Genomic DNA, 25354 nt, shown 5'->3' with positions numbered 1-25354 from the left:
ATTAAACAAAATGAAGTTCACAAGAAACGAAGCTTATAATTCCATCAATACGACAAAGGAATGGGATGTAACCATAATTGGAGGAGGTGCTACAGGACTTGGTATAGCTGTGGATGCGGCATCAAGAGGTTACAAAACTTTGTTGGTAGAAATGTATGATTTTGCCAAAGGAACCTCAAGTAAAAGCACAAAGCTAGTACATGGTGGTGTGCGTTATTTAGCAAATGGTGATATAAAACTGGTAAAGTCGGCATTGAAAGAAAGAGGATTGATATTTCAAAATGCGCCACACGTTTCATTTGTACAGAGCTTCGTAATCCCTTCATATAGTACGTTCAATAAATTAAAATTTCTCATCGGATTGAAATTTTATGATTGGATGGCTGGGAAGTTAAGAATTGGAAAATCAACATTACTGAATAAAAATGAAGTACTTAACAAGATACCGAAAGTAAAAGAAAAAGGTCTGAAAGGTGGCATTCAGTATTATGACGGTCAATTTGACGATGCCCGATTGGCAATAAATCTTGCACAAACCGCTGTAGAACATGGAGCAACTGTCCTCAATTACGCAGAAGTCACACAAATAGCCAAAGACAGTTCGGGTAAAGTGAACGGACTTTCGTTTTTGGATAAAACTACAGATCAGGTTTATACCGTTAAGACCAAAGCGCTCATCAACGCCACCGGTATTTTTGTAGATGAAATATTGAAACTCGACACGGCCACCCATCAAAACCTCGTAAGACCAAGCCAGGGAGCTCATATTGTAATTGACAAAAAATTCTTAGGAAATGAAGATGCGCTGATGATTCCCGAAACGAGCGATGGTAGGGTTCTATTCGGTGTGCCTTGGCACGGTAAGGTATTATTGGGTACAACGGACACACCCCTACATGAAAACCAGATCGAACCGCGTCCATTAGAAGAGGAGATTCAATTTATCTTAAACACGGCAAATGATTACCTGGAGAATGCGCCTACACGTGAAGATGTGTTGAGCATATTTGCAGGACTACGCCCATTAGCCGCACCCAAACATGGAGATGGAAATAGTACAAAGGAAATCTCGCGCGACCATAAATTGTTGAAAAGTGATTCCGATCTCATTACAATTACCGGTGGAAAATGGACTACCTACCGTAAGATGGGTGAAGAAACGGTCGATATGGCAATAAAGACTGCCGGACTGGAAAGCCGGAAATGTCAAACGCATCACCTTGCCATTCATGGATCAACACGGGAGAAAAGAACCGGACGTTGGCAGGTGTATGGCAGCGACCTACAAGCGATACAAGCGTTGTCGCAAATGGATCCTACTCTATATGAAAAACTTCATGAAAGTTATGACTATACCGCAGCTGAAGTGATATGGGCATGCCGAAACGAGATGATAGTCAAAGTCGAAGACTTCTTAGCCCGACGAACGCGACTGTTATTACTGGATGCAAAAGCCTCGTTGGAGGCAGCACCGGTGGTCGCTCGAATCATGGCAAAAGAAACGAATAAAGACGAAGAATGGATAACGAAAGAGATACATGAATATGAGCAATTGGTGAAAAAGTACACCATATAAAACAACATGATAACCACATAAACCATAAACACATGAACAAGGAGTATATACTTTCTTTGGATCAGGGAACGACAAGTTCTAGGGCTATTCTATTTGACAAACGGGGAAAAACAATCAATATAGCTCAAAAGGAATTTACGCAGATTTTCCCAAAATCAGGTTGGGTAGAACATGATGCACAAGAAATCTGGTCTACTCAAGTCGCGGTAATGACAGAAGTCATTGCCAAATCCAAACTAAAAACAGAATCCATAAAAGCAATCGGGATTACCAATCAACGGGAAACTACGATTGTATGGAATAAAAAAACGGGTAAGCCTATTTACAATGCGATTGTATGGCAAGATAGACGCACCGCGGATTACTGCAAAACAATTGCGGAAAAAGGTTGGGATAAAATTATTCAGGAAAAAACAGGATTGTTGATTGATTCCTATTTTTCGGCATCTAAAATTAATTGGATCTTAAACCATGTAAGCGGTGCGCGAGGTATGGCCGAGAAGGGTGAGCTCGCTTTTGGAACAGTAGACTCCTGGTTAGTTTACAATTTAACAAACGGAGAAAAACACATTACGGATGTATCCAACGCATCGCGCACACTTCTCTTTAATATCAATACATTAGCGTGGGACGACGAACTGTTAGACATTTTTGAGATTCCCAAATCCATGCTGCCAGAAGTATGCAGTAGCTCAGAAGTATATGGCGAGACAAGTACGGAACTGGGAACCAATCGCATTCCTATTGCCGGTATAGCAGGTGACCAACAAGCCGCACTATTCGGTCAGCTTTGCACACAGAAAGGCATGGTGAAAAACACATATGGCACTGGTTGCTTTTTATTGATGAACATTGGTAACAAGCCGGTTATATCACGCAATCATTTGGTGACTACCGTTGCCTGGAAAATCGGCAAGGAAGTGAACTATGCACTGGAAGGAAGCATTTTCATTGGCGGCGCGGTTGTCCAGTGGCTGCGCGACGAATTGGGAATAATAAGAAAATCGGATGAAATCGAAAGACTGGCAACAAGTGTTCCCCATACCGATGGCGTTTATCTTGTTCCCGCTTTCTCTGGTCTGGGCGCGCCACACTGGAACTCCCAGGCAAGAGGAACTTTATTAGGCCTTTCAAGGGGATCTAACGATGCACATATTGCACGGGCTGCGTTAGAAAGCATTGCTTATCAAACCTATGATATTTTAAAAGCCATGGAGATGGATTCGAAAGCGAAAATCCAAGAGTTGCGGGTCGATGGTGGGGCAACCAGTAATAATTTTCTGATGCAATTTCAGGCAGATATCCTCAAGACTAATGTGATAAGACCAGCGATTACGGAAACGACGGCAATGGGAGCTGCTTTTTTGGCTGGATTAGCTGTCGGATACTGGAAAGATATCGAGGAATTAAAAGCGTTGTGGAAAGAGGACAAAACTTTCCGTTATGCTAAGGACAAAGATTTTGAGACCCAGCTTCATGAATGGAAGAGAGCTACAGATACGGCAAAATACTGGGCTGATTACAGCTAATTATTCGATTATAAAACCTTATTGTTATGACACCATTTGTAGCAGAATTAATAGGTACCGGAACGATGATCCTCTTAGGTGGAGGAGTAGTTGCTAATGTAGTTTTAAAAAACACCAAAGGCAATAATTCTGGATGGATTGTAATTTGTACTGCCTGGGCCTTAGCCGTATTTGTGGGGGTAACTATTGCCGGTCCATATAGCGGTGCGCACTTAAATTGGGCAGTTAGTATAGCCAATTTTGCTTTAGGAAAATTAGATATGCCCACTACCCTATCCTACATGCTCGCCCAACTTCTGGGTGCAATGATCGGCGCCTTGTTGGTATGGATTATGTACAAAGATCATTTTGACCAGACGGATGATGCTGGCGCAAAACAAGCCGTCTTCTGTACCGCTCCGGCCATCCGAAATTTACCGATCAATCTTTTCAGCGAGGTACTCGGTACCTTTGTACTCATTTTCACGATTTTACATTTTAAAGATGCGTCGCTATCCGACTCCACTCCTATTGGGTTGGGATCGATAGGTGCGATACCGGTCACCTTTTTAGTATGGGTGATTGGACTGTCTCTTGGCGGGACAACTGGTTACGCCATCAATCCTGCAAGGGATCTGGGACCTCGGATTATGCATGCCATTTTACCAATTAGAAACAAAGCAGGCTTCAACGCTTCGTACGCATGGGTACCGATAATCGGACCAGTAGTCGGAGGGTTTGTCGCTGCATTATTATATGGAGTATTAAACTAAAAACGCATAAATTAACATTGCGTTAATATTAGAAACCTCATTTTTGCAACCAATATTAAAATAAAGAAAACCTTATGTTAACAAGAAAGCTTGAAAAAGTAAAACCAAACAGAAACCTTTCGAAGGTTTTATGGCTTGCTTTGGCTACAGCTTGCTATTCGGGAAGTAATGTGTACGCCAACACTGTTCATCCAATGGAGCAGACGAGCAGCCAAGAAAAAGTCCGGATTAAAGGAAGGACTGTAGATGGCAGTACAAATCAACCGGTAGGAGGAGTATCCATCCGTGCAAATGGACAATCATTAATGTCTAGCAAGGAAGACGGAACATTCGAACTTGATGTACCCGTAGGTGCTCAGATTAGTTTCCAATTGATCGGTTACGAAGCCTTTACCAGGACATTTAACGAAAATACAAACAACGTGTTGATACCCTTGCTGGAGTCAACACAGGAGATAACAGAGGTGATTGTCACGGCACTTGGAATTGAACGACAAAAAAAGGCGCTAGGCTATGCTGCCACGGAGCTGAAGGGCGAACAGCTGACCGATGCTTTACCTAATAACTGGTCTGAAGCTTTGTCGGGGCGTGTAGCAGGCGTGAACTTAGTACGTTCCGGTGCCGGACCAGCTGGTTCCAATAAAATTATCCTTCGAGGAGAGAATAACCTTACCGGACGAAATGATGCTCTTATTGTAATCGATGGAGTCATGATGAGCCACAGTAGCGGAAATCAAGTAGGAACCGGATCCGGCGCCTATTTAGGAGGTGATTCTCCTACCGATTTTGGAACGGGGATCAACGATATCAATCCAGAGGACATTGAGACATTAACAGTGCTCAAAGGAGCAAATGCCACTGCCTTATATGGAGAACGGGGCGGAAATGGTGCAATCGTTATCACAACTAAATCCGGTAAAGCGAGAAAAGGTATTGGTGTAACACTGACCTCCAATGCTACAATGGAATCCATTTCTAGGTGGCCCGATTATCAATACGAGTATGGACAAGGTACGGAAGGTGTACGTTATTACTCCTTTTTAGCGGGCCCAGATGGCGGAAGTACCCGTAGTACGAGCTCAGCCTGGGGACCAAAATTTGATGGGCAATATTATTTTCAGTATGATCCGGTAACACAGACCCGGGCTACTGAACGTACCCTCTGGCAGGCGTATCCCAATGAGCGTAAAAATTTTTTCCAAACCGGGACAACATTTACGAATTCGGTTAGCCTCGATGGGGGAGATGAGAAAACGCAAGTCCGCTTTTCCTTTACCGATCTGCGTAACAATTGGATCCTTCCAAACACGGGTTATGAAAGAAACAACGTTTCTTTGACAGCTGGCCACAATGTAACCGATAAATTGCGAATAAATACGCGATTAAACTATCGCCAAAATCGAAGTGATAATTTACCCTCTTCGGGTTATAATAACCAATCGCTCATGTATTGGAACATGTTCTGGCAGCCTAATGCGTCGTTGGATTGGTTGAAAGATTACTGGCAACATGGTCAAGAGAATATTTTTCAAAACTACCCGTATAGCAGTTTGGTCGACAATCCTTATCTCATTAGCAACGAGATGTTAAATAAGAACAAACGTCACGGACTAACGGGTAATGTGGAGGCTTCTTACAAATTCTCTGACGAATGGCAATTAATGGTTAGGACGTCGTTAGATTTAAATGCTGAAAACAGAAGTCAGCAACGCCCGTGGGATACCGAAAAATTTCGTAAGGGGATGTATCGCACCCAAACCATCAATAACACGGAGTCCTCATCCGACATCATGTTAACTTACAACAAGGAAATTACGCCGGATTTGAAAGTACGGGTGACAGGAGGGGGAAGTACGCGACGTAACGAAAGTACTTTGGAACGTAATGCAGCGGATTCCCTAGCTTATCCGGGTATATACAATCTCGGTAACTCGGCTGGTGTCTTGGTAAGCACTCCTTTTCGCACACAGCAAGTGACCAACAGTATATATGCCTTGGGAACCATCTCTTTTAAAGATTATTTATTTGCAGATCTTTCTTTTCGAAACGATTGGAACAGTACACTGGCCTCACCAGTTAACAAGGGTAAGCCATTTCAGTATGGTTCGTTCAATTTAAGTTTTGTTTTATCTGACGTGGTGGATCTTCCGAAGCAATTTTCGATGGTTAAATTTAGAGGCTCAGTCGCAGGAGTTGGCAGCGGGGCAGATGTACCTTATCAGACCACATACAATTACAGTGTTGACCCCACCTTTCCGGGTGGACGTTCTAACCCCACAGGAATGCCAAACCTATTTTTAAAACCTTTATTTACAAATAGTTATGAATACGGAGCTGACATAGCTATGTTTGCGGGACGATTCTCGCTCAACATGACTTACTATACGGCTAAAACCTCCGATCAGCACCTGCGGGCTATCGTAGATAGATCTTCCGGTGCAACAAACATACTGGTAAATGCCGGCATGATTCAAAATAGTGGATTCGAGTTGGAATCCAAGATTATTCCTATTCGTAAAGAAAACTTCCAATGGACAATGAGTCCAACCTACAGCACAAATAAAAACAAGGTACTGGAGCTAATAGACGGAACGGACGAGATGATCCTTCAAAACGGTCCTGGAAGTCGAGGCGCCATCATCGCCAAAGTAGGTGCACGGATGGACGACCTCTACGGTCGTGGTTACCTGCGCGCCCCAGATGGACAGATTGTTTACCAAAATGGTCTTCCCATGTTAACTGATACCATGCAATATATTGGCCAGACAAATCCAGCTTGGAGAATAGGCTTACATAACGAATTTCGTTATAAACAATTCCGTTTAGGATTTATGTTTGACGCCCAATTCGGAGCCGTTGGATATTCGTTAACCTCAGCAGTACATGGCGAACAAGGGAAAACAAAAAACACGCTCCCTGGTCGATATAACGGAATCATCGGCAATGGTGTGATCGACAATGGCGATGGCACCTACAGACCTAACGACGTCATTGCAACTAACGTATGGGATTACTACAATGCGCATTTGGGACGCGACAATGTAGAGGGGACTTCTTATTCCACAGACTTTTTAAAGTTACGCGAAGTTCGTTTTGATTACAATTTAAGTCCGGCTTTACTTTCCCACATTGGTCTACAACGTGCGACCGTCGGCGTGTTCGGAAGAGATCTATTTATCTGGTCAAGCTGGCCAGCATTTGATCCCGAATTTGGTACGCTGGGCAACGGAGATATTACACGTGGTTTTGAGCTGGGACAATTTCCCGCAACCAGAACCTTTGGATTCAATCTAGTGATAGGGTTATAAAAACAACATGATGAAAATGAAATTTATTAATAAAACGATATATTTTCTTGGACTAGGAATTGCTTCAATGGTTATTACAACTTCCTGCAATAAAAATTTTCAAGAAATCAACACCAATCCGAATACCAGTCCAAAAGTACAGCCGGAAAATCTACTGGCTCCCGCAATTACAAAGGTAGTAGGCTATAATATGAACCGGAGCCAACGCATAACAAATGAGTTAATGCAGGTAACTGTCAATATGGGTGACGGAGATGGCCGGATCTTTAGATATGATATTCGTACCAGCGAAGCTGATTATTTGTGGAACAATCTCTACCTGCAGCTTAGAAACTTTCGGGATATCTATGAATTTGGAGAAGAACTTAACCAACCCGAATACATGGCAGTTGCGCAAATCTGCGAAGCCTGGATCTTTTCCATACTGACCGATATATACGGAGACATTCCCTATACCGAAGCATTGCAAGCCAAGGATCTTAATCTTGTTCGCCCCGTATTTGATAAGCAACAAGACATCTATCCTTCATTGTTTGAAAAATTGGAAGAGGCAAATACGCTGTTACGCGGACTAGGTCAAGATGTGGCTATTTCCGGTGGATCTGATCCAATTTTCGGAGGTGATATGCGAAAATGGCGTCAATTTGGAAATTCTCTTTATTTGCGGTTAGCCTTACGTTTATCACACAAGCAGGAGTTGAATACACCTGCCATCATTCAGAAAATCGTGGATGAGTCGCCTCTTGTTTATCCAATAATGATTAGTAATGATGATTCTGCTATTCTACGATGGACAGGTACAGCGCCGTATGTTTCTCCTTTTGCGACATGGCGACCTGCAGATTGGTATGCGCCAAAGTCTGCAAGCTTCTTCATCGACAACTTAAACGAGCGAAGCGATCCACGAATCATAACGTGGGCTGCTCTGGCTAACGGTGACTATTTTGGTGTGCCCAGTGGATATCCTATCGGACAACCACCAGTAGTGGGATCGACACTGCATACCGGATTAATGTCTAATCCGCTATTAGGCAATATCATGAATTACAGTGAAGTGCAGTTTATCTTGGCCGAAGCTGCTGTTAAGGACTGGATATCAGCCGAACCGGCGCAAACTTACTACGAACGGGGGATTGTATCTGCTATTAGACTTTGGGGACATGAAGTTCCGTCATTTTATCTAAGTACGGATCTTGTTGCTTGGGATGACATGTATAGCGAGTATCAAAAAATGGAGCTAATTCATCTGCAAAAGTATTATTCACTATTTTTCACAGATATGCAGACTTGGTTTGAATACAGACGGACCGGTCACCCAACTTTACCCATTGGATCGGGTCATCTAAACGGTGGAAGAATGCCCGCTCGGCTTAATTACCCGGTATATATACAATCTGCAAACCGAGAAAACTACCTAAAGGCCGTGGAGCAACAGGGATCAGATAATATCAATACGTTGGTTTGGTGGCAACGTCCGTAATATTACAATGCAAAAACATAAAGTGATGAAAAAAAATTTAACATATATCTTTTTAATGCTAGCCTGCATTTTAGTAATGCAGTCCTGCGAGAAGAGGGACTTCCTTAATGGCACCCCGAGTCCCTACATCGCCATTGAAGACCTAAGACAAATACATAAAGGCAGCGATGTGCAGATGACCGCCGAACGCCTTTCCCAAGCACAACAAATTACGGGGGTCGTTGTTTCTAACTTACAAAGTGGTAATACGCCTGAAGGTATGATTATTATCCAGCAAGCCAGACCAGGAAAATTACATGGCATTGCGCTTAACGTGGGGAATCTCGCCAGCAATTATCAGCTAGGTGATTCAATATTTGTAAATGTGAGCAACAAACAATTGAAACGTAACGGCTTTCTTTACGTCGACGGTATAGCGTCTACGGATATTGAAGTGATTACCCAAGTATCTAGAATTTATAGGCGTAACATCACAGCTTCTGTAATTTATCAGCGTCCGAACGACTATGAAAGTACGATCGTGCGGATAGTGGGCGGAGAAATATTTCCTCGTCCGGAATTGGGACAAACATTTTCTGGCGTAAAACGAATGGTAAACGGTGCGGACACATTAAATATTCGTACACTACCGACAGCCCCATTTGCGGACCTACAGGTACCTCGCAATATTAACGTTCAGGGTTTACTATTGGGTGATTCAGAACATCAGGGCGTTATGTCCATTTGGCCAAGCTCATCGGCAGATATTGAAGATGTTTCTGACCCTGAGATACCCGGTGACTTGGGTGATATGCCACTTATTTTCACCGGCTATTGTCCTGATCCCGAGGGAGGCGACGGGAACTATGAATACATCCAGCTCCTTGCTAACACGGATATCGACTTTTCGGAAATCCCATTTTCGGTAGTTGTGACTAACAATGCTGGAGGAAATCAACCAAATGCTGGGGCAGCTCCCGGAGCAGGCTGGGCTACGGGTGGCACGCGAACCCTAAAATTCAACTTGACGGAAGGCTCCGTAAATAAAGGGGAATTTTTCTATGTCGGCGGTCATCAGAAGCGGATAAACGGCGCCAACTCTACTTCCCTTACGGAATTAAACTGGGTGAGAGCAATTCCTTATGCAAATAGCGGAGGAGACGGTCTAGGTGATGTAAATCCAAATATATTAGCGAATAGTGGAAATGCTAGTGGAATGGCGTTATTTGTTGGAACAAACATCAATGAAGCTACAGTGCCGATTGATCTTGTATTCTTTGGAGGGCTAGGAACAGCAACAATAATCGACTCGGTAAATAACCGTGGTTATCGTGTAGCTAACAACGATCATTACCGTCCATTTCATTTAGAGACCGGAGATGCACAGCCTTTCTTCTCTATGGGGACGAATCAGTATCGTATTCCACATTTTATACCAGCTAATGTGGGCTTTTTTATACAATTAGGCGGTGTATTTAATACGGCTACACGTAAGTGGGAGACAACGAGGGGCTATAATGCAGTCCCATTGACCAAACAATCCCCTGCCAGTGTGCTCGAGGACGGCGAATTGGTAACAAGACAGACTGAATAAACACTAATACGCTTAATAAGCAGGTTCGTTCGTACTATCGTTTTAGTAAAAGGTTCCTGCTTATTATTATAATCCTCCTATTTGAACTGATAATTATGTCAAAAAAACAAAAGATTACCGTTATAATGCCTAAGATTACCAATCTCTTTTCCCTGTTTGTAATTATTACCTTTATAGCGACATCCTGTGCAAAATCTACATCTGAACCCGATCACGAGGACAATCCAACAGAACAATCCAATAACCTTCAAATTGAAGAAGTAACTATTCCGACAGTATGGGACGTTCAGACGGAAAGTAAGTTAAAAATTAGTGGCAAAGGATATAAAATAGGTGATGTGATTACCTTTCAACCTTTAAACGGAACGCCAGATGCGATCACGTTTACATTGAATGAAGTGTATGAAGACCACACTATTTTATCCGTACCAGTAGCTCTAAAAGATGGTAGGTATAACTTAATCGTATCTCGAGGAGAACTTTCGAAAACGCTGGGCTCGACAAGTTTTAACTTCGTCTTGCGTGCTGACATTCCAAATAAAGATGGAAAAACCGTAAAGGGTGTTGTCCATGTAGCAGGCAAGGGATTGGCTAACGTGGTAGTTTCAGATGGTTATGAAATAACCCAGACCGACGAAGACGGTGTATATTACTTGAGTTCTAACAAGAGAACAGGATATGTGTTTATTTCTATTCCTAGCAATTACGAAGTGAGCAACAGCAATCACAACCTTCCCTTATTCTATCGTTACTTGAACACGAATCCCACGACCATCGACACGCGGGATTTTGAATTGACTCCTGTCAATAACGAGAACCACATTCTGCTTGTTCTGGGAGATATGCATCTAGCGAATCGAAACAATGATTTAACACAGTTTCAAAATGGATTTATTTCCGATTTAAACAATGTAATTACCACATATAAAGCGGCCGGCAAAAAAGTTTACGGGCTCACATTAGGTGATCTTACCTGGGAAACCTACTGGTATAGCAACAGTTTTGCCTTGCCGGAATATGTACAGCAGATCAACAAAGTAAATGCCCAAGTATTTAACATTATGGGCAATCACGATAACGACCCGTACTTTGCCAGCGATTGGATGGCCGAAAATGCCTACCGACGCACATTGGGACCTACATATTATTCGTTCAATTTAGGTAAAGTACACTATATTGTGCTCGACAATACGGAATATGTTAACACAGGTGGTGGTGCCGGAATAATCGGCGATCGAAATTATAATGCTAAATTTACCGATCAGCAATTAAGCTGGCTAATCAAAGATTTAGAAACTATTGATGTGGCCACGCCTATCATTATTGCTACTCACATACAGTTGCACAATGCACCTAATGCTGCTGGAAATATACCATCTTATCGCACCAGTAACGCTGGACAACTCGTAACTGCGCTTAATCGGTTCGAAAATGTACACATATTAACCGGCCACACTCATATTAATTACCGCGTACCTCGTGACAACAAAATCATGGAACATAACACCGCAGCGGTATGCGCTACTTGGTGGTGGACGGGACGGGACGGCTATTCCAATAACCACATCGCCCCTGATGGAAGTCCGGGTGGTTACGGAATTTGGGAGATGACGGGCAAGGATATCAAATGGCATTATAAATCCATTGGCTACGAAAAAGAATATCAGTTCAGATCTTATGACCTGAATAATGTGCACATTACAGCCACAAGCTATGCGCCAAATGCAAATAGTCAACACCAAAATTTAGTCAGTCAGTATGCGTTTGATTTTGCCTCTAAAAACGAGAATAATGAGGTGCTAATAAATGTTTGGGGATATGATCCGCAGTGGACTGTTTCGGTCACAGAGAACGGTGTGCCTTTAAACGTTCAACGCATTGTATCCAGAGATCCTTTACACATTATTTCGTATACTATGAAGAGATTAAATGTTAATGCCGTTCCAACCTTCGATTCCGCCAATACCTCGCATATGTTTAAAGCAAAGGCTTCAGCACCTAATACAACACTACATATTACAGTCAAAGACCGCTTTGGAAATAATTACACCGAAACCATGGAAAGACCCAAAGCGTTCACTTATACTATGCGCTAATAATTAAGATGAACAGAAGAGAATTTTTAAAATCTACAAGTTTCCTGATAGGTGGTCTTTACCTATCAGGCCGCGCTTTTGGGACCATACAACCTCAGGATAAGGGAAAGCTTATCAAAGGCCGAGTAAAAGCCTCCGGAAAAGGTGTACACAACGTTGTTGTATCAGACGGATACAATGTAGTCGCAACGGATAAAAAAGGAAGATATGCGCTTGTACTAGATAAAAATGCGGAACACATATTTATCGCTACACCCTCGGGGTATCAAATAAAAAATGTAAATGGCTTTGCTGCAATTTATCTATCCGTGACAGATAGAAACTACAATTTTGAACTCCGAAAAAATACTTTTGATGATACCCATCATTTCTTTCTTGCCCTCGGCGATCCTCAAATTAGAGTCGCCGAGGATGCCAAGCAGCTAAATGACGAATCGATAAAAGATATCACACAACATCTTCAGTCCACAGCTAAAGAGAAATTCCACGGCATTAGTCTAGGTGACTCCATATGGGACAATCCTAAAATGTGGACTAAATACCAAGAGGCAATAGCAAAAATTGGCATACCTTTTTTCCAAGTAGTGGGAAACCACGACAAGAACGAAATCAATCGGGAAGAAATTGATGCCAACAGCTTATTTAAAAGCCATTTCGGTCCAACTTATTATTCTTTTAACCGGGGACAGGTACATTATATTGTATTAGACAATGTGCGCTACAAGAACATTAAAGAATACGATGGGCATATCAGCGATGAACAACTAAATTGGCTACAAAAGGAACTCCAGTACGTACCAAAAGATCATGTTTTAATTATCAGTGCACACATTCCTATCTATAATAGTATTAAAAACCGAGAAGAGCTATATGCCTTAATAACCGAATTTGAACAAGTTCATATTCTGTCTGGACACACACATACCAACGCAAATCACGTTGACCGCCATATATATGAGCATACCCATGCCTCCCTATGCGGTGCCTGGTGGACGGGACCGGTCTGTGCGGATGGCACCCCTCGCGGATATGGTGTATTTGAGATAAACGGCTCCAAAGTAACGTGGTACTATAAATCCATTGGACGTGACCATACGTACCAATTCAGATCCCATGTTCAACAACTAAATCACGGGATGAATCGTATTACTGTCAATGTATGGAACTATGATCCACAATGGCAGATTACCTGGTATGCCGATGGTGTATATAAGGGATTGTTAGAACAGATTAAAGGATATGATGAATTAGCCCTAAAGCTATATAAAGGCGAAGATCTTCCTGCGGATCGCAGAGGTTGGGTCGAACCCCGACATACTGACCATTTATTTTTTGTGCAGTCTAATGCGAAGACTGTTAAAATAGTTGTCACAGATCGTTTTGGTAATAATTATGAAGAAACCCTCAACTTAAAATCATAATTTTAAACATGGAAAAAAAATTCATCATCCTATTATCTGTTGCTATGGCTACTATTTTAACGAATTGTCAAGTGCAAAAGCATCCCAAATCGGAATTTCCTAAGTTCTCTTACGAAGGACATCGCGGGGCTCGCGGATTGTATCCTGAGAATTCAATTGGCGCAATGAAAATGGCAATCGATCTTCCTAAAGTTACGACACTGGAAATGGATTGCCATATCACTAAGGACAAAAAGGTGGTCGTATACCATGATCATTATCTAAATCCAAAATTCGTGCAATACACCAATGGAAAGGAATTGAAAGGCCAGGACGATAAGGGCTTAATCTACCACTATAATTGGTCTGAATTGGAAAAATTTGATATCGGCTCAAAATATTATGCGGACTTTCCAGATCAGAAAAAAATTAAAACACAAATTTCATTGCTCAGCACATTGATCGATGAAGCCGAGGCGTACGCAAAATTGAAGCGTAAGACTCCCATGTATTATAATATCGAGACTAAAAGTAAAGACGATAAGTACCATGAATACCACCCTGCACCTCAAGAATTTTCCGATCTTGTGTTAGAAGTCGTCATTGAAAAAGGTATTGCTTCACGGACTGTTATTCAATCGTTCGATAAACGTACAATCCAATACATCAATAAAACCTATCCTCAGATTAAAACCTCTTATTTAATCGACGCGAAGAACACAAAAACAATAGCGGAACTAGTTGAAGAACTGGGTTTTACACCATTTATCATCAGCCCCAATTACCAACTCGTTGATATGGAATTCATAAAACAAGCACATAGCCGAGGCATTAAAGTGATTCCCTGGACCGTGAACACGAAAAAAGATATCCAAAATTTGGTGGAATTAAAAGTGGACGGAGTTATTAGTGATTATCCAAATTTATTTTAAAACTTAGATGCTAAATATTTTTAAGCCGGCGGCGCATAAGCCGCAACTGCCTGCAAATCGAATTGATCCCGAATATAAGAAAATTCGGCTACAAGTTTTCTTAGGTATCTTTTTCGGATATGCAGCATATTATTTTGTTCGTAAAAACTTTTCATTTTCCATCAAAGATCTGCAGGAAACGATGGGATATACAAAAGCCGAATTGGGCTTTGCTATGTCGGCCCTATCTATTGCCTATGGTTTAAGCAAGTTTTTGATGGGAAATGTTTCTGACAGAAGTAATGCACGCTATTTCTTGGCTGCAGGGCTCGTATTATCTTCGCTTACGATGATCTTCATGGGGCTATCTTCGTTTGCAACATCATCCATTACCATCATGTTTTCGCTTTTATTTATTAATGGTTGGGTTCAAGGTATGGGCTGGCCGGCCTGCGGACGCGTAGTCGTGCATTGGTACTCAATTAGAGAACGAGGCACGGCAATGTCCATTTGGAACCTAGCACATAACGTTGGAGGTTTCCTTGTTGGCCCTTTAACTATTTTAGGCGTTGAACTTTTTGCGAACTGGCAGGCTAGGCTTTATTTCCCCGGAATGGTTGCGATAATTGTCGCTTTTATCTCTATTTTGTTGGTGAGAGATACCCCTCAATCCTGTGGCCTACCTCCTATAGAGGAATATAACAAAGACTACCCTAAAACATATGATTCTTCGCAAGAGAAAGAGTTCAGTGCAAAAGAAATATTTCTTAAATATGTCTTAAACAACAAGCTACTCTGGTTTATTGCGATTGCTAATGCCTTTGTATATTTAGTCCGAAACGGAATAGTAAACTGGGCACCCACATTTTTACAGGAAGCCAAACAGTTCACGGCTTCTGAAGCTGCTTGGTCCGCTTCTTTTTATGAGCTAGCTGCCATTCCTGGAACAATTTTATGTGGTGTATTAAGTGACAAGGTGTTCAGTGGACGAAGAGCACCCGTTACCGTTATTTACATGACCCTTACATTGATCGCGGTTTTTGTTTACTGGACAGCTCCGGGTGCAAACCAGTGGATTGTAAACAGCTCGCTATGGGCAATAGGTTTTTTAATTTACGGACCAGTAATGCTTATTGGGGTGCAGGCGTTAGATCTTGTCCCTAAAAAAGCCGCCGGAACCGCAGCTGGTTTGACCGGTTTATTTGGATATTTCATTGGCGATCTTTTGGCAAATGCCGCACTTGGTGCCCTTGTTGATAAAAGTGGATGGGATGCTTGTTTTGAAGCTATCTTATTTGCTTGTGCTTTAGCTATACTGTTTACAGCATTAACATGGAATAAAGAAAAAGAATTCTTAAGGTTGAAATAGCATCGTAACCGACAAGAATAAACGTGCTATATAGATACAAAAGCCGACGCGCTACGATAGTTTTTAATTTAACATAGTAAAAATTAAAAAACTAGATAAAACAATTGATCTACCTTAGGGTTTAGGTAATAATGAATGTTCTGCAAAATGAAGAAAGCCCTATTTAAATTTTTAAATGATATCAATAAGGCTGTATTGCCAAAATACAGCAAACAAGATCCATCAACATTAAGCAAGCTACAGCAAGCCGTTGTAGCTTACCGCTATTACGTATTAATAAACTCCTTGGATTAAAACACAACAACTGATCCGGTGTAAAAGTTTGGGGAACTTAACCTACCCTATCAAATAGATCAAAAAATTAAATAACTTTATCCTATGATTTATTTGGACAACAATGCTACCACGTACATCGCAGATGAAGTTTTTGAGGCCATCCTCCCCTATTTAAAAGGAGAATATGGAAATGCCTCCAGCATTCAGCATAAAAAAGGAAGAGCTGCCAGTCATGCGGTAGAATATGCGAGAACGGTGATTGCCGACCAGCTCAATGCTAAACCGAAAGAGGTGCTGTTTACGAGCGGTTCCACGGAATCTATTAATATGGTATTAAAAGGTGTCTTTGAGCAGTATCATTTAAAAGGTAACCATATTATCACGTGCGAGACTGAACACAAGGCTGTACTTAGTATCTGTGCATATTTAGAAAAAAAAGGAGCAACCGTAACCTATCTCCCTGTCGATAAGAACGGGCAAATAGATCTTCAACTCTTACGCAGTAATATCAGTAAACATACAATTTTAGTATGCCTGATGGCTGCGAATAACGAGACGGGAGTTATACATCCATTAGAAGCAATAGCCGAAATTTGTCAGGAAAAAGATACCTTATTCTTTTGTGACGCTACACAATATATCGGTAAAGAAAAATTAGATTTACAGCGCATTCCGATCGATATCATGTGTTTTAGTGGACACAAACTCCATGGTCCGAAGGGAATCGGAGCTCTTTTTATCCGAAGGAAGTCAAAACCGATACAGATCGCTCCCCTTGTCCATGGAGGGAACCAAGAAAATGGTCTCCGAGGTGGGACCTACAATGTTTCAGGTATTGTTGGCCTTGCTAAAGCCCTCGAAATCATAGACTACTCAACACCTTTGAATGAGCTTCGGAACTATTTTGAAGAAACCCTAATGGCGCACATCGAAGAATGCACTATTCATGCGATTCAGTTTCCTCGAATCCACAATACGAGCAATGTCTTATTCAAGTATGTAAAGGGATCGGAATTGATGACAAAATTGCCTAATGTTGCCCTTTCATCAGGTTCGGCATGTGTTTCGGGAAATAGGGATCCGTCACATGTGCTAAAAGCAATGCACCGGTCTGATGAAGATGCGTATTGCAGTCTGCGGATCAGCTTCAGCCGCTACAACACAAAAGCCGAAGTAGACACTGTAGTACAGGAATTAACGGATGCTGTGACGAAAATTAGAGACTCATCTCCCATCTGGCAGCTGTACAAGTCGGGGAATCTTGGATAATTTTACAATCGACAAACGATTAGCTATTGAGAAAAGCAAAATTATTGACGAAGTTTGTAATATACTATTTTTAAGAAGTACATATGGTAACCATCACTGATAAAGCAAAAGAGCGTATCCTGACTATACTTGAGGCAGAAAATTACGATCAGAATTATTTTGTTCGTGTTGCGGTAGAGAGTGGCGGATGTTCGGGACTATCGTACAAATTAGACTTTGATAATGAAGAAAAAAAGGGCGACCAATTTTTCGAAGATAAAGGGATAAAAATCTGCTTGGATATTAAGTCTTACCTCTATTTAGCAGGGACAGAATTAGATTACTCAGACGGATTAAATGGCAAGGGATTTGAATTTCATAATCCGAATGCATCCCGTACCTGTGCGTGTGGAGAAAGTTTTTCCGTATAATAACATTTGGACTCCACCCCTTATTACAGGTCAATAGATATTGCTCGTTATATCAGCAATGTCTGTTGACCTGTGTCCATTTTAGCAGAGTCGAAAATGTCTTAAACATATATACTGAAACGCTGTTTATTGGATATAACTCGTTTTGACTGTTTATATTAGTAACTTTTGCTAATTTTGGATCAATCCGATCGGAACAGCTTAACAAATCAAGCTCCTCATAACATAGCAACGACTTCTTTTAGAATCCCGTTGTTCCATTAAAAGATTTTATTCAAAAAAGCTTATTCCATTACCAAATTCATTACTTTTGCATTTGAATTTTATAACTATTTCATCAGTATACCATTTTTCATTATAAAAAGTCACTGAAAGAGTACGGAGTAAAGTCTTTCTTTACGGAACATAGATGTCCAAATCTTCGTACTTTAGGTTCGTGATGACGACAAAAATATAAGAAAAAAAAATGTCATGTACTGAGAATTATTTACAATCAAACAAACAAGTAAATGTCCGCTTGGACACTATTTTGAGGGAACATATGGGACGTAATTTATTAAAAAGAGAACAAGCGATCACGTTTGTTAAAGAGACGTTTTCGACTAAGCTGAAGCAGGTTTTAAATTTAATCCCTGTATCTTCTCCATTAGTGGTATTAGACGGAACAGGAATTAACGATGATTTAAATGGCATTGAACGTCCTGTGGTTTTTCCGATCAAATCATTAAATGAGCAAAGGGCTGTGGTTGTTCATTCGCTTGCTAAATGGAAAAGGGTACGTCTTAAAGACTTGGAACTGGAGGCTGGCGAGGGTATTTTGACAGATATGCGTGCATTACGTCCGGATGAAGACGATACACCTATACATTCCATTTATGTGGATCAATGGGATTGGGAAAAAGCTATTGCTTCGACAGATAGAAACCTGTCTTATTTGAAAGATACCGTTCAAAAGATTTATTCGATAATGGTTGAAACAGAAAAAGCGGTGGAACAACAATATCCAGATAAAAAAGCTATTCTTCCGGTGGCTATCCATTTTATCTCTTCGGAAGAGTTATTGGTGCGATATCCTAATGCTACAGCCAAAGAGCGGGAAAATGCCATTGCCAAGGAATATGGTGCTGTATTTATTTATGGAATAGGCCATGCTTTGTCAAACGGTTTTCCACATGATGGAAGAGCGGCAGACTATGATGACTGGAGTACGGATAATGAGGAAGGGTATAAAGGATTGAACGGCGATATATTGGTGTGGAACCCTCTTTTAAACTGTGCCTTTGAACTGTCATCAATGGGTATCCGGGTTGATAAAAAAGCGCTCCATACCCAATTGGAAATACGGCACAGCCTTGATCGCTCTCAGCTATCTTTTCACCAAATGTTGCTAAACGATCTATTACCTGAGTCTATTGGTGGTGGTATCGGGCAATCCCGGGTATGTATGTTCATGTTGAAACTGGCACATATCGGAGAGGTACAAGTTAGTATTTGGGACGAAGAGAAAAAGAAAACACTTGCTGAGCAAGATATATACTTATTGTAAAACAAATTTCTGCTGCATCGTGCTATTCTAGTTCAAATCGCATGATGCAGCAGAAAAATTCTATTTAAGCAGGTTGACTGAATACAGATCCGATCTTCTGTCTTTCAATATTTTTACTGTTCCATATTCATGCAGATCTCTCAACGCGTATAAATCCACATCAGCAATCAATACCATTTCTGTATTAGGTGTAGCTTCCGCTTTTATGGCGTTATTTGGAAAAGCAAAGTCAGACGGTGTAAAAACGGCCGATTGTGAATATTGGATATCCATATTATTAACCCGCGGTAAATTGCCAACTGAACCAGCGATTGCGACATAACATTCATTTTCTATAGCCCTAGCCTGAGCGCAAGCCCTAACACGCATGTACCCGTTCTGGGTATCCGTCATGAACGGTACGAAGAGTATCTGCATACCCTGATCGGCTAAGATTCTCCCCAGTTCAGGAAATTCGACATCATAACAAATGAGTAAGCCTACCTTACCACAATCCGTGTCAAAAACTTTCACTTCGTTTCCACCGACCATACCATAATATTTAAACTCATTCGGTGTAATATGTACTTTCTTAAACGAATCCAACTGTCCGTTTCGGTGGCACAAATAAGATACATTGTACAATTTGTTTCGTTCGACCAATGGCATAGAACCTGCAATGATATTGATATTATAGGATACGGCAAACTGCTGAATTTTCTGTATAATTTCTTTGGTGTGTTCCGCTAATTTTTCCATCGCCATGCGCTCAGGCATTTCATTATAAGGACGCATCAAAGGTGTATTGAAAAACTCAGGGAAAACAACGAAATCGGATCCATAATCACTAACGGCATCCACGAAAAATTCCACCTGGTCATAGAACTCTTCTATATCTTTAAACAACCGCATCTGCCATTGCACCAATCCTAGACGTATCGCCTGCTTTGTCGCTGAAGGAGATTTCACGTCGGGTTCGTAATAAATATTATTCCATTCCAATAGCGTGGCGAATTCCATCGACTCTTTATCCTCAGGCAAATAGTGTTTTAATATCTTTTTGACATGAAAGTCGTTTGATAATTGAAACGTCAACGTGGGATCATAAATTTCTTTTCGCTTCACCCGGTCAATATATACACGCGGACTGATTTCGTCCGAATAGTTATGGTAATTGGGAATCCGTCCGCCTGCAACGATACTTTTTAGATTCATCTGCTCACATAATTCTTTTCTTGAATCGTAAAGACGTCGTCCGAGGCGAAGCGATCGGTATTCGGGGTGTACAAAAACTTCTATCCCGTACAGTGTATCTCCTTCGTTATCATGTTTGAAAAACTTCCCGTCGTCAATTATTTCGTAATAGCTCTCAAAGATGTTGGATTTTTTAGAATTCAAGATAATCGACAAGGCGCAGGCTACTACTCTTCCGTCTACCTCTACACATAGCTGTCCGTCTGGGAATAAATCGATCAAATCCACTATATTTTCCCGAGTCCAAATTTCACCAGAACCTTGATAGGCCTCCGTCATTGATTTTTTTAAATCGGAATAATCCTTCTTTGTCAGCACTCGCACGTTAATATCCATAAATTTTTACTATTTTTTTTCGGAAAAGATCTGTATTAATCTCAGTTAATAAGGGAAGAGGTGCAAAATTGATACCAATTTGCCCTAACGTGATGTAAATATGAACTCGGAAAATAGAAATGGTCTTACAATATATAAGACCATTTCTATTACAGAATTAGGCTTCTCCTTTCGGTCCGCCAAAATTAAGTGGAAAAGGAACATCTCTGGAATCTATAGCCCCATTTTGACTTTCGAAGCGATTGACATTGTCTTGCAGGGCTCCAAGCAAACGTTTAGCATGCTCTGGAGTAAGGATAATCCTTGATTTCACCTTCGCTTTCGGTACACCTGGCATAATACGAATAAAATCTACTACAAATTCTGTATTGGAATGCGTTATAATGGCCAAATTAGAATAAATTCCTTCGGCAGTTTCTTCACTCAATTCTATGCTGATCTCGTTGTTATCTGGGTTGTTTTGATTGTTATCGTTCATCATTTTGTGAATAAATATTAATTACTAAAGGTACGGAAATCCTGATCTTTTTGTATAGTCAACACCGTTTCATAAATTAAACGGATTACATTGTCTACATCCTCCTTATGAATCATTTCCACAGTCGTATGCATATACCGTAAGGGCAAAGAAATCAATGCTGAGGGGACGCCACCATTCGAATATGCGAATGCATCGGTATCTGTTCCCGTAAAGCGTGATGAAGCTTGACGTTGAAATGGAATATAATGCTGTTGAGCAACCGAAATGAGCAACCTGTTGAGATTAATTTGCACCGCTGGTGCATAAGAAACCACAGGACCTTTTCCACAAGCGAGATCACCCTGTGTAATCTTATTGATCATTGGAGTTTGTGTATCATGGGTTACATCTGTCACAATAGCGACATTCGGTTTAATATAGTCGGCAATCATCTCCGCTCCACGAAGCCCAATTTCTTCTTGCACGGAATTCACAACGTATAAACCAAAGGGAAGCTTCTTCTTATTTTTTTTCAACAAACGGGCTACTTCAGCAATCATAAAACCACCGGCACGATTATCTAACGCGCGCCCGACATAATATCGATCGTTCAAGACCATAAACTCATCTTCATAGGTCACGACGGTACCTACATGGATACCTAATGCCTCTACTTCCTCCTTTGAAGTACATCCACAGTCTAAAAAGATATTTTTAAGCGATGGTCCTTCTTCTTTCTCTCCCGATCGGGTGTGAATCGCAGGCCATCCAAAAACAGCCTTTACGATTCCCTTGTCTGTATGGATGTTTACACGTTTGGAGGGCGCAATTTGATGATCGGAACCGCCATTTCGTATCACATAAATCAATCCGTCGCCCGTAATATAGTTCACAAACCAGGAAATTTCGTCTGCATGGGCTTCAATGACTACTTTATATTTAGCATCGGGATTAATAATGCCGACTGCTGTTCCGTAATTATCGATATACGTCTTATCTACATAGGGTTTTAAGTAGTCAAGCCACAGCCGTTGACCTTCCCATTCAAACCCTGTAGGAGACGGGTTATTAATATATTTTTCAAAAAATGCTAATGATTCTGTTGTAACCACAGTTTGGTGGGTACTTTCTTCTTTATTACTCTTCTTTGCCATCGTAATCTATTGTTTGGTCACAAATTAAAAATTATTCAGCTAATCCAAAAATATAATCTGAAGATACTGCGGTTGGGTCTTTAAAATAAAATTATAAGCTTATATTTACAACTCAAAATTTTATTTATGGATTTTATTTTTAATGTAATTCATTGGAATATTGATCAAGAAATATTCAAAATTGGATCATTTGGATTAAGGTATTATTCCCTATGCTGGTTGTTGGCATTTGCGGTCTCCTATGTATTGATGCTCAAGGTGTTCAAGCGCGAGGGAAAATCTCAGGAGGATCTTGATAAATTAACAATTTATATCTTCTTGGGTACATTGATCGGTGCACGTATTGGCCATTGTTTATTCTATGAGTTCAACTATTACATCCAACACCCTTTGGAAATGATATTACCCTTCCGAAAAATAAATGGGAGTTGGGAATTAACAGGGTTTATGGGTCTGGCCTCTCACGGAGGTGCAATCGGTATTTTGACCGCACTCTATATGTACGCGCGCAAAACGAAAACAGATTTCTTATGGATTGCAGACAAGCTGGTCCTAGTCGTTCCTGTTGCAGGCGCTTTTATACGTATCGGTAATTTTTTCAATTCTGAAATCTTAGGAAAACCAGCAGATCTAAGCTTACCCTGGGCTGTCGTATTTACGCAGGAAGATAGCATTCCAAGACATCCGGCTCAGCTTTACGAAGCATTGGGCTATATCTTATTATTCGTGCTTCTATGGGTGATGTATCAAAAAAACCAACAATCAAAACCTGGTTTATTATTTGGTATATTTTTAGTAATATTATTTACCATTCGATTTGTTATCGAATTTTTCAAAGAAAATCAAGAAGCTTTTGAAAATGATATGACCTTCAATATGGGACAGGTATTAAGTATACCATTCATTATAGTAGGCCTATATCTCATATTGAGGAAACCAAAAGAAACGGCAAAAAAATCTTAACATACGCGGCTCTTCAAAGAAGAGCCGTATTTTTTATAGAAAAAATTTAATCGATGCATAAGCTCCGTTCGAATAGAACACTTACGTTATTTATTTTGGGATTGCTGGCCGCACTTGGCCCGTTCTCTATTGACATGTATCTCCCGGCATTTCATACTATTGCTAATGATTTTTCGACTACTGTAGAAAATGTTCAACTATCACTTACAAGCTTTTTCGTAGGTATTGCGATCGGACAGCTGATCTATGGGCCACTACTCGATAAATATGGCCGTAAAAAACCACTGTTGGTGGGATTGGGGATTTATATTGGTACAACACTACTCTGTTTATTGACGCGAGATATTGAACATCTTATTTTCCTTCGTTTCTTACAGGCATTGGGAAGCTGTGCAGGGATGGTTGCTTCGCGTGCTATGGTACAAGACTATTACGAACCTAGGGAATCTGCTCGGGTTTTCAGTCTCCTTATGCTGGTTATTGCGATTTCACCTATTCTTGCACCCAGTGTTGGTGCTTTTTTATTAAGTCATCTGGATTGGCACTATATCTTTTTGACACTTTGCATCATTGCAGTGTTGATATTTCTGAGCACCTATTTCTTTTTACCGGAATCGTACGTCGGTGACAGGGCCTTTTCGTTGAAGCCGAAGGCCATCACCGCCAAATACTGGGAAGTTTTCACGAATAAAACATTCCTTTCATACTGCTTTATCGGATCAATTGCTTCCGCGGGTATGTATGGTTATTTAGCGGGTTCATCTTTTGTTATGCAACAGTTTTACGGACTGACACAGCGTGAGTACGGTCTTGCTTTTGCTTTTGTAGCATCCGCCATGGTCATAGCGACGCAACTTAACAGGAGATTACTAAAAAAATGGAACAGTGCTCAAATCAGTAAAGTAGCTAACATTTGGCAATCTATCGTAGGGGTAGCTATGGTTTTGGGATTGGCAACAAATACAATGACATTCTCCATTATGCTCGGGCTCATATTTCTATACTTATTTGGTCATGGGTTTATTTTTCCGAACACTTCAGCAATCGCCCTCTCTCCTTTCAAAGCTTTAGCGGGGAGTGCTTCTGCGCTTTTAGGGTGTATTCAAATGGGGATCGGAGCACTGACATCTGGGTTAGTAAGTTACTTTCATAACGATACAGTATATCCCATGCTTTCGGTTATGTGTGGTTGTGCTGTTGTTTCATTATTCTTACACTTATATGTAAGCAACAATGTAGAAATAAATCTATAAAAGACCGAAATCCGCCTTAAGGAACGGATTTCGGTCTTTTACAAGAAACTTTCTACGGCTAACCGATAGCTATTAAGACCAAAACCTAAAATCACACCTTTGCAATTTTTTGAAAGATAGGAATAATGCCTAAATTCTTCGCGTTGATGCACATTGGTAATATGTACTTCAACTACCGGCGTATTGATCGCAGCAATAGCGTCTGCTATCGCAATTGATGTGTGCGTATACGCCCCGGCATTTAATACGATCCCATCATAGTCAAAGCCAACTTCATGCAATTTATTTATAATTGCCCCTTCGCAGTTGTGTTGAAAATACGTCAAATCAATATGTGTGTACAGTGATTTCAGCGTCTCGAAATATTCTTCAAACGACTGGTTTCCATAAATTCCTTTCTCCCGGACACCTAAAAGATTCAGATTTGGACCGTTAAGAATAAGTATTTTGTTCATCAATA

At 40.8% G+C, this 25354-nt stretch carries 20 protein-coding genes; 16 read left to right on the top strand and 4 right to left on the bottom strand.

The window, feature by feature from the left end:
- Window positions 1-10 precede the first annotated feature (10 nt).
- From FAZ15_RS15860 to asnA, 14 genes are all read left to right on the top strand, one after another.
- Window positions 11-1576, top strand: a complete 1566-nt coding sequence (locus FAZ15_RS15860) for a glycerol-3-phosphate dehydrogenase/oxidase (protein ID WP_136902295.1) — start codon at window positions 11-13, stop codon at window positions 1574-1576.
- A 32-nt stretch (window positions 1577-1608) separates the two neighbouring features.
- The gene (glpK, locus tag FAZ15_RS15855; protein WP_136902294.1) at window positions 1609-3105 is read left to right on the top strand and encodes a glycerol kinase GlpK; all 1497 of its coding nucleotides are present in this window, start codon (window positions 1609-1611) and stop codon (window positions 3103-3105) included.
- Between the two features lie 26 nt (window positions 3106-3131).
- Complete coding sequence (locus FAZ15_RS15850) at window positions 3132-3857, top strand: MIP/aquaporin family protein (RefSeq protein WP_136902293.1); 726 nt, start codon at window positions 3132-3134, stop codon at window positions 3855-3857.
- A 74-nt stretch (window positions 3858-3931) separates the two neighbouring features.
- Window positions 3932-7165 carry a SusC/RagA family TonB-linked outer membrane protein gene (locus FAZ15_RS15845; RefSeq protein ID WP_136902292.1) on the top strand — a complete coding sequence of 1078 codons (3234 nt, stop codon included), beginning with the start codon at window positions 3932-3934 and terminating at the stop codon, window positions 7163-7165.
- A gap of 16 nt (window positions 7166-7181) precedes the next feature.
- Window positions 7182-8645, top strand: a complete 1464-nt coding sequence (locus tag FAZ15_RS15840; RefSeq protein WP_238387278.1) for a SusD/RagB family nutrient-binding outer membrane lipoprotein — start codon at window positions 7182-7184, stop codon at window positions 8643-8645.
- 25 nt (window positions 8646-8670) lie between these two features.
- Window positions 8671-10218 (top strand): DUF5689 domain-containing protein, encoded by a 1548-nt coding sequence (locus FAZ15_RS15835; RefSeq protein ID WP_136902291.1) that lies wholly within the window; start codon window positions 8671-8673, stop codon window positions 10216-10218.
- Between the two features lie 95 nt (window positions 10219-10313).
- A complete protein-coding gene (locus FAZ15_RS15830) occupies window positions 10314-12314 on the top strand; it encodes a calcineurin-like phosphoesterase C-terminal domain-containing protein (RefSeq protein WP_136902290.1) in 2001 nt (666 codons plus the stop codon).
- An 8-nt stretch (window positions 12315-12322) separates the two neighbouring features.
- A complete protein-coding gene (locus FAZ15_RS15825; protein ID WP_136902289.1) occupies window positions 12323-13735 on the top strand; it encodes a calcineurin-like phosphoesterase C-terminal domain-containing protein in 1413 nt (470 codons plus the stop codon).
- Window positions 13736-13743: 8 nt separating this feature from the next.
- Window positions 13744-14646: a glycerophosphodiester phosphodiesterase family protein gene (locus FAZ15_RS15820; protein WP_136902288.1), complete on the top strand. Its 903-nt coding sequence runs from the start codon at window positions 13744-13746 to the stop codon at window positions 14644-14646.
- A 7-nt stretch (window positions 14647-14653) separates the two neighbouring features.
- Complete coding sequence (gene glpT, locus FAZ15_RS15815) at window positions 14654-15994, top strand: glycerol-3-phosphate transporter (protein WP_136902287.1); 1341 nt, start codon at window positions 14654-14656, stop codon at window positions 15992-15994.
- Between the two features lie 147 nt (window positions 15995-16141).
- Window positions 16142-16288, top strand: coding sequence for a hypothetical protein (locus tag FAZ15_RS22735; protein WP_202912420.1), 147 nt, complete (start codon window positions 16142-16144; stop codon window positions 16286-16288).
- An 84-nt stretch (window positions 16289-16372) separates the two neighbouring features.
- Window positions 16373-17539, top strand: a complete 1167-nt coding sequence (locus FAZ15_RS15810; protein WP_136902286.1) for a cysteine desulfurase family protein — start codon at window positions 16373-16375, stop codon at window positions 17537-17539.
- A gap of 83 nt (window positions 17540-17622) precedes the next feature.
- Window positions 17623-17949 carry a HesB/IscA family protein gene (locus tag FAZ15_RS15805; RefSeq protein ID WP_136902285.1) on the top strand — a complete coding sequence of 109 codons (327 nt, stop codon included), beginning with the start codon at window positions 17623-17625 and terminating at the stop codon, window positions 17947-17949.
- Between the two features lie 541 nt (window positions 17950-18490).
- A complete protein-coding gene (gene asnA / locus FAZ15_RS15800) occupies window positions 18491-19495 on the top strand; it encodes an aspartate--ammonia ligase (protein WP_136902284.1) in 1005 nt (334 codons plus the stop codon).
- A gap of 60 nt (window positions 19496-19555) precedes the next feature.
- On the opposite strand, the gene FAZ15_RS15795 is transcribed toward asnA, so the two are convergent.
- From FAZ15_RS15795 to FAZ15_RS15785, 3 genes are all read right to left on the bottom strand, one after another.
- Complete coding sequence (locus FAZ15_RS15795; protein WP_136902283.1) at window positions 19556-21064, bottom strand: carbon-nitrogen hydrolase family protein; 1509 nt, start codon at window positions 21062-21064, stop codon at window positions 19556-19558.
- Between the two features lie 157 nt (window positions 21065-21221).
- Entirely contained in the window at window positions 21222-21542 is a 321-nt protein-coding gene (locus FAZ15_RS15790) for a DUF3467 domain-containing protein (protein ID WP_136902346.1), read from the bottom strand.
- Window positions 21543-21559: 17 nt separating this feature from the next.
- Entirely contained in the window at window positions 21560-22678 is a 1119-nt protein-coding gene (locus FAZ15_RS15785) for a M42 family metallopeptidase (RefSeq protein WP_136902282.1), read from the bottom strand.
- 126 nt (window positions 22679-22804) lie between these two features.
- On the opposite strand from FAZ15_RS15785, the gene lgt reads away from it, so the two are divergent.
- Window positions 22805-23641, top strand: a complete 837-nt coding sequence (gene lgt, locus FAZ15_RS15780; protein ID WP_136902281.1) for a prolipoprotein diacylglyceryl transferase — start codon at window positions 22805-22807, stop codon at window positions 23639-23641.
- Between the two features lie 53 nt (window positions 23642-23694).
- On the top strand, window positions 23695-24894 hold the full coding sequence (locus tag FAZ15_RS15775) for a multidrug effflux MFS transporter (RefSeq protein ID WP_136902280.1): 1200 nt from the start codon (window positions 23695-23697) through the stop codon (window positions 24892-24894).
- Window positions 24895-24932: 38 nt separating this feature from the next.
- On the opposite strand, the gene aroQ is transcribed toward FAZ15_RS15775, so the two are convergent.
- Window positions 24933-25349 (bottom strand): type II 3-dehydroquinate dehydratase, encoded by a 417-nt coding sequence (gene aroQ, locus FAZ15_RS15770; protein ID WP_136902279.1) that lies wholly within the window; start codon window positions 25347-25349, stop codon window positions 24933-24935.
- Window positions 25350-25354 lie beyond the last annotated feature (5 nt).

Origin of the sequence: Sphingobacterium olei (genome assembly GCF_005048855.1) — a bacterium.
In the GTDB taxonomy this organism is placed as follows: domain Bacteria; phylum Bacteroidota; class Bacteroidia; order Sphingobacteriales; family Sphingobacteriaceae; genus Sphingobacterium; species Sphingobacterium olei.
Note: the sequence above shows the minus strand (reverse complement) of the source record. Positions and strands in the feature narration are given on the sequence as shown.

Bases quoted from the DNA above. Each gene is read 5' to 3' on its own strand.
- FAZ15_RS15850 (WP_136902293.1), top strand. From the start codon at position 3,132: ATGACACCATTTGTAGCAGAATTAATAGGTACCGGAACGATGATCCTC.
- FAZ15_RS15860 (WP_136902295.1), top strand. From the start codon at position 11: ATGAAGTTCACAAGAAACGAAGCTTATAATTCCATCAATACGACAAAG.
- lgt (WP_136902281.1), top strand. From the start codon at position 22,805: ATGGATTTTATTTTTAATGTAATTCATTGGAATATTGATCAAGAAATA.
- FAZ15_RS15830 (WP_136902290.1), top strand. From the start codon at position 10,314: ATGTCAAAAAAACAAAAGATTACCGTTATAATGCCTAAGATTACCAAT.
- asnA (WP_136902284.1), top strand. From the start codon at position 18,491: ATGGGACGTAATTTATTAAAAAGAGAACAAGCGATCACGTTTGTTAAA.
- FAZ15_RS15835 (WP_136902291.1), top strand. From the start codon at position 8,671: ATGAAAAAAAATTTAACATATATCTTTTTAATGCTAGCCTGCATTTTA.
- FAZ15_RS22735 (WP_202912420.1), top strand. From the start codon at position 16,142: ATGAAGAAAGCCCTATTTAAATTTTTAAATGATATCAATAAGGCTGTA.
- FAZ15_RS15810 (WP_136902286.1), top strand. From the start codon at position 16,373: ATGATTTATTTGGACAACAATGCTACCACGTACATCGCAGATGAAGTT.
- FAZ15_RS15775 (WP_136902280.1), top strand. From the start codon at position 23,695: ATGCATAAGCTCCGTTCGAATAGAACACTTACGTTATTTATTTTGGGA.
- glpK (WP_136902294.1), top strand. From the start codon at position 1,609: ATGAACAAGGAGTATATACTTTCTTTGGATCAGGGAACGACAAGTTCT.
- FAZ15_RS15840 (WP_238387278.1), top strand. From the start codon at position 7,182: ATGAAATTTATTAATAAAACGATATATTTTCTTGGACTAGGAATTGCT.
- FAZ15_RS15820 (WP_136902288.1), top strand. From the start codon at position 13,744: ATGGAAAAAAAATTCATCATCCTATTATCTGTTGCTATGGCTACTATT.
- aroQ (WP_136902279.1), bottom strand. From the start codon at position 25,349: ATGAACAAAATACTTATTCTTAACGGTCCAAATCTGAATCTTTTAGGT.
- FAZ15_RS15795 (WP_136902283.1), bottom strand. From the start codon at position 21,064: ATGGATATTAACGTGCGAGTGCTGACAAAGAAGGATTATTCCGATTTA.
- FAZ15_RS15825 (WP_136902289.1), top strand. From the start codon at position 12,323: ATGAACAGAAGAGAATTTTTAAAATCTACAAGTTTCCTGATAGGTGGT.
- FAZ15_RS15805 (WP_136902285.1), top strand. From the start codon at position 17,623: ATGGTAACCATCACTGATAAAGCAAAAGAGCGTATCCTGACTATACTT.
- FAZ15_RS15790 (WP_136902346.1), bottom strand. From the start codon at position 21,542: ATGAACGATAACAATCAAAACAACCCAGATAACAACGAGATCAGCATA.
- FAZ15_RS15785 (WP_136902282.1), bottom strand. From the start codon at position 22,678: ATGGCAAAGAAGAGTAATAAAGAAGAAAGTACCCACCAAACTGTGGTT.
- glpT (WP_136902287.1), top strand. From the start codon at position 14,654: ATGCTAAATATTTTTAAGCCGGCGGCGCATAAGCCGCAACTGCCTGCA.
- FAZ15_RS15845 (WP_136902292.1), top strand. From the start codon at position 3,932: ATGTTAACAAGAAAGCTTGAAAAAGTAAAACCAAACAGAAACCTTTCG.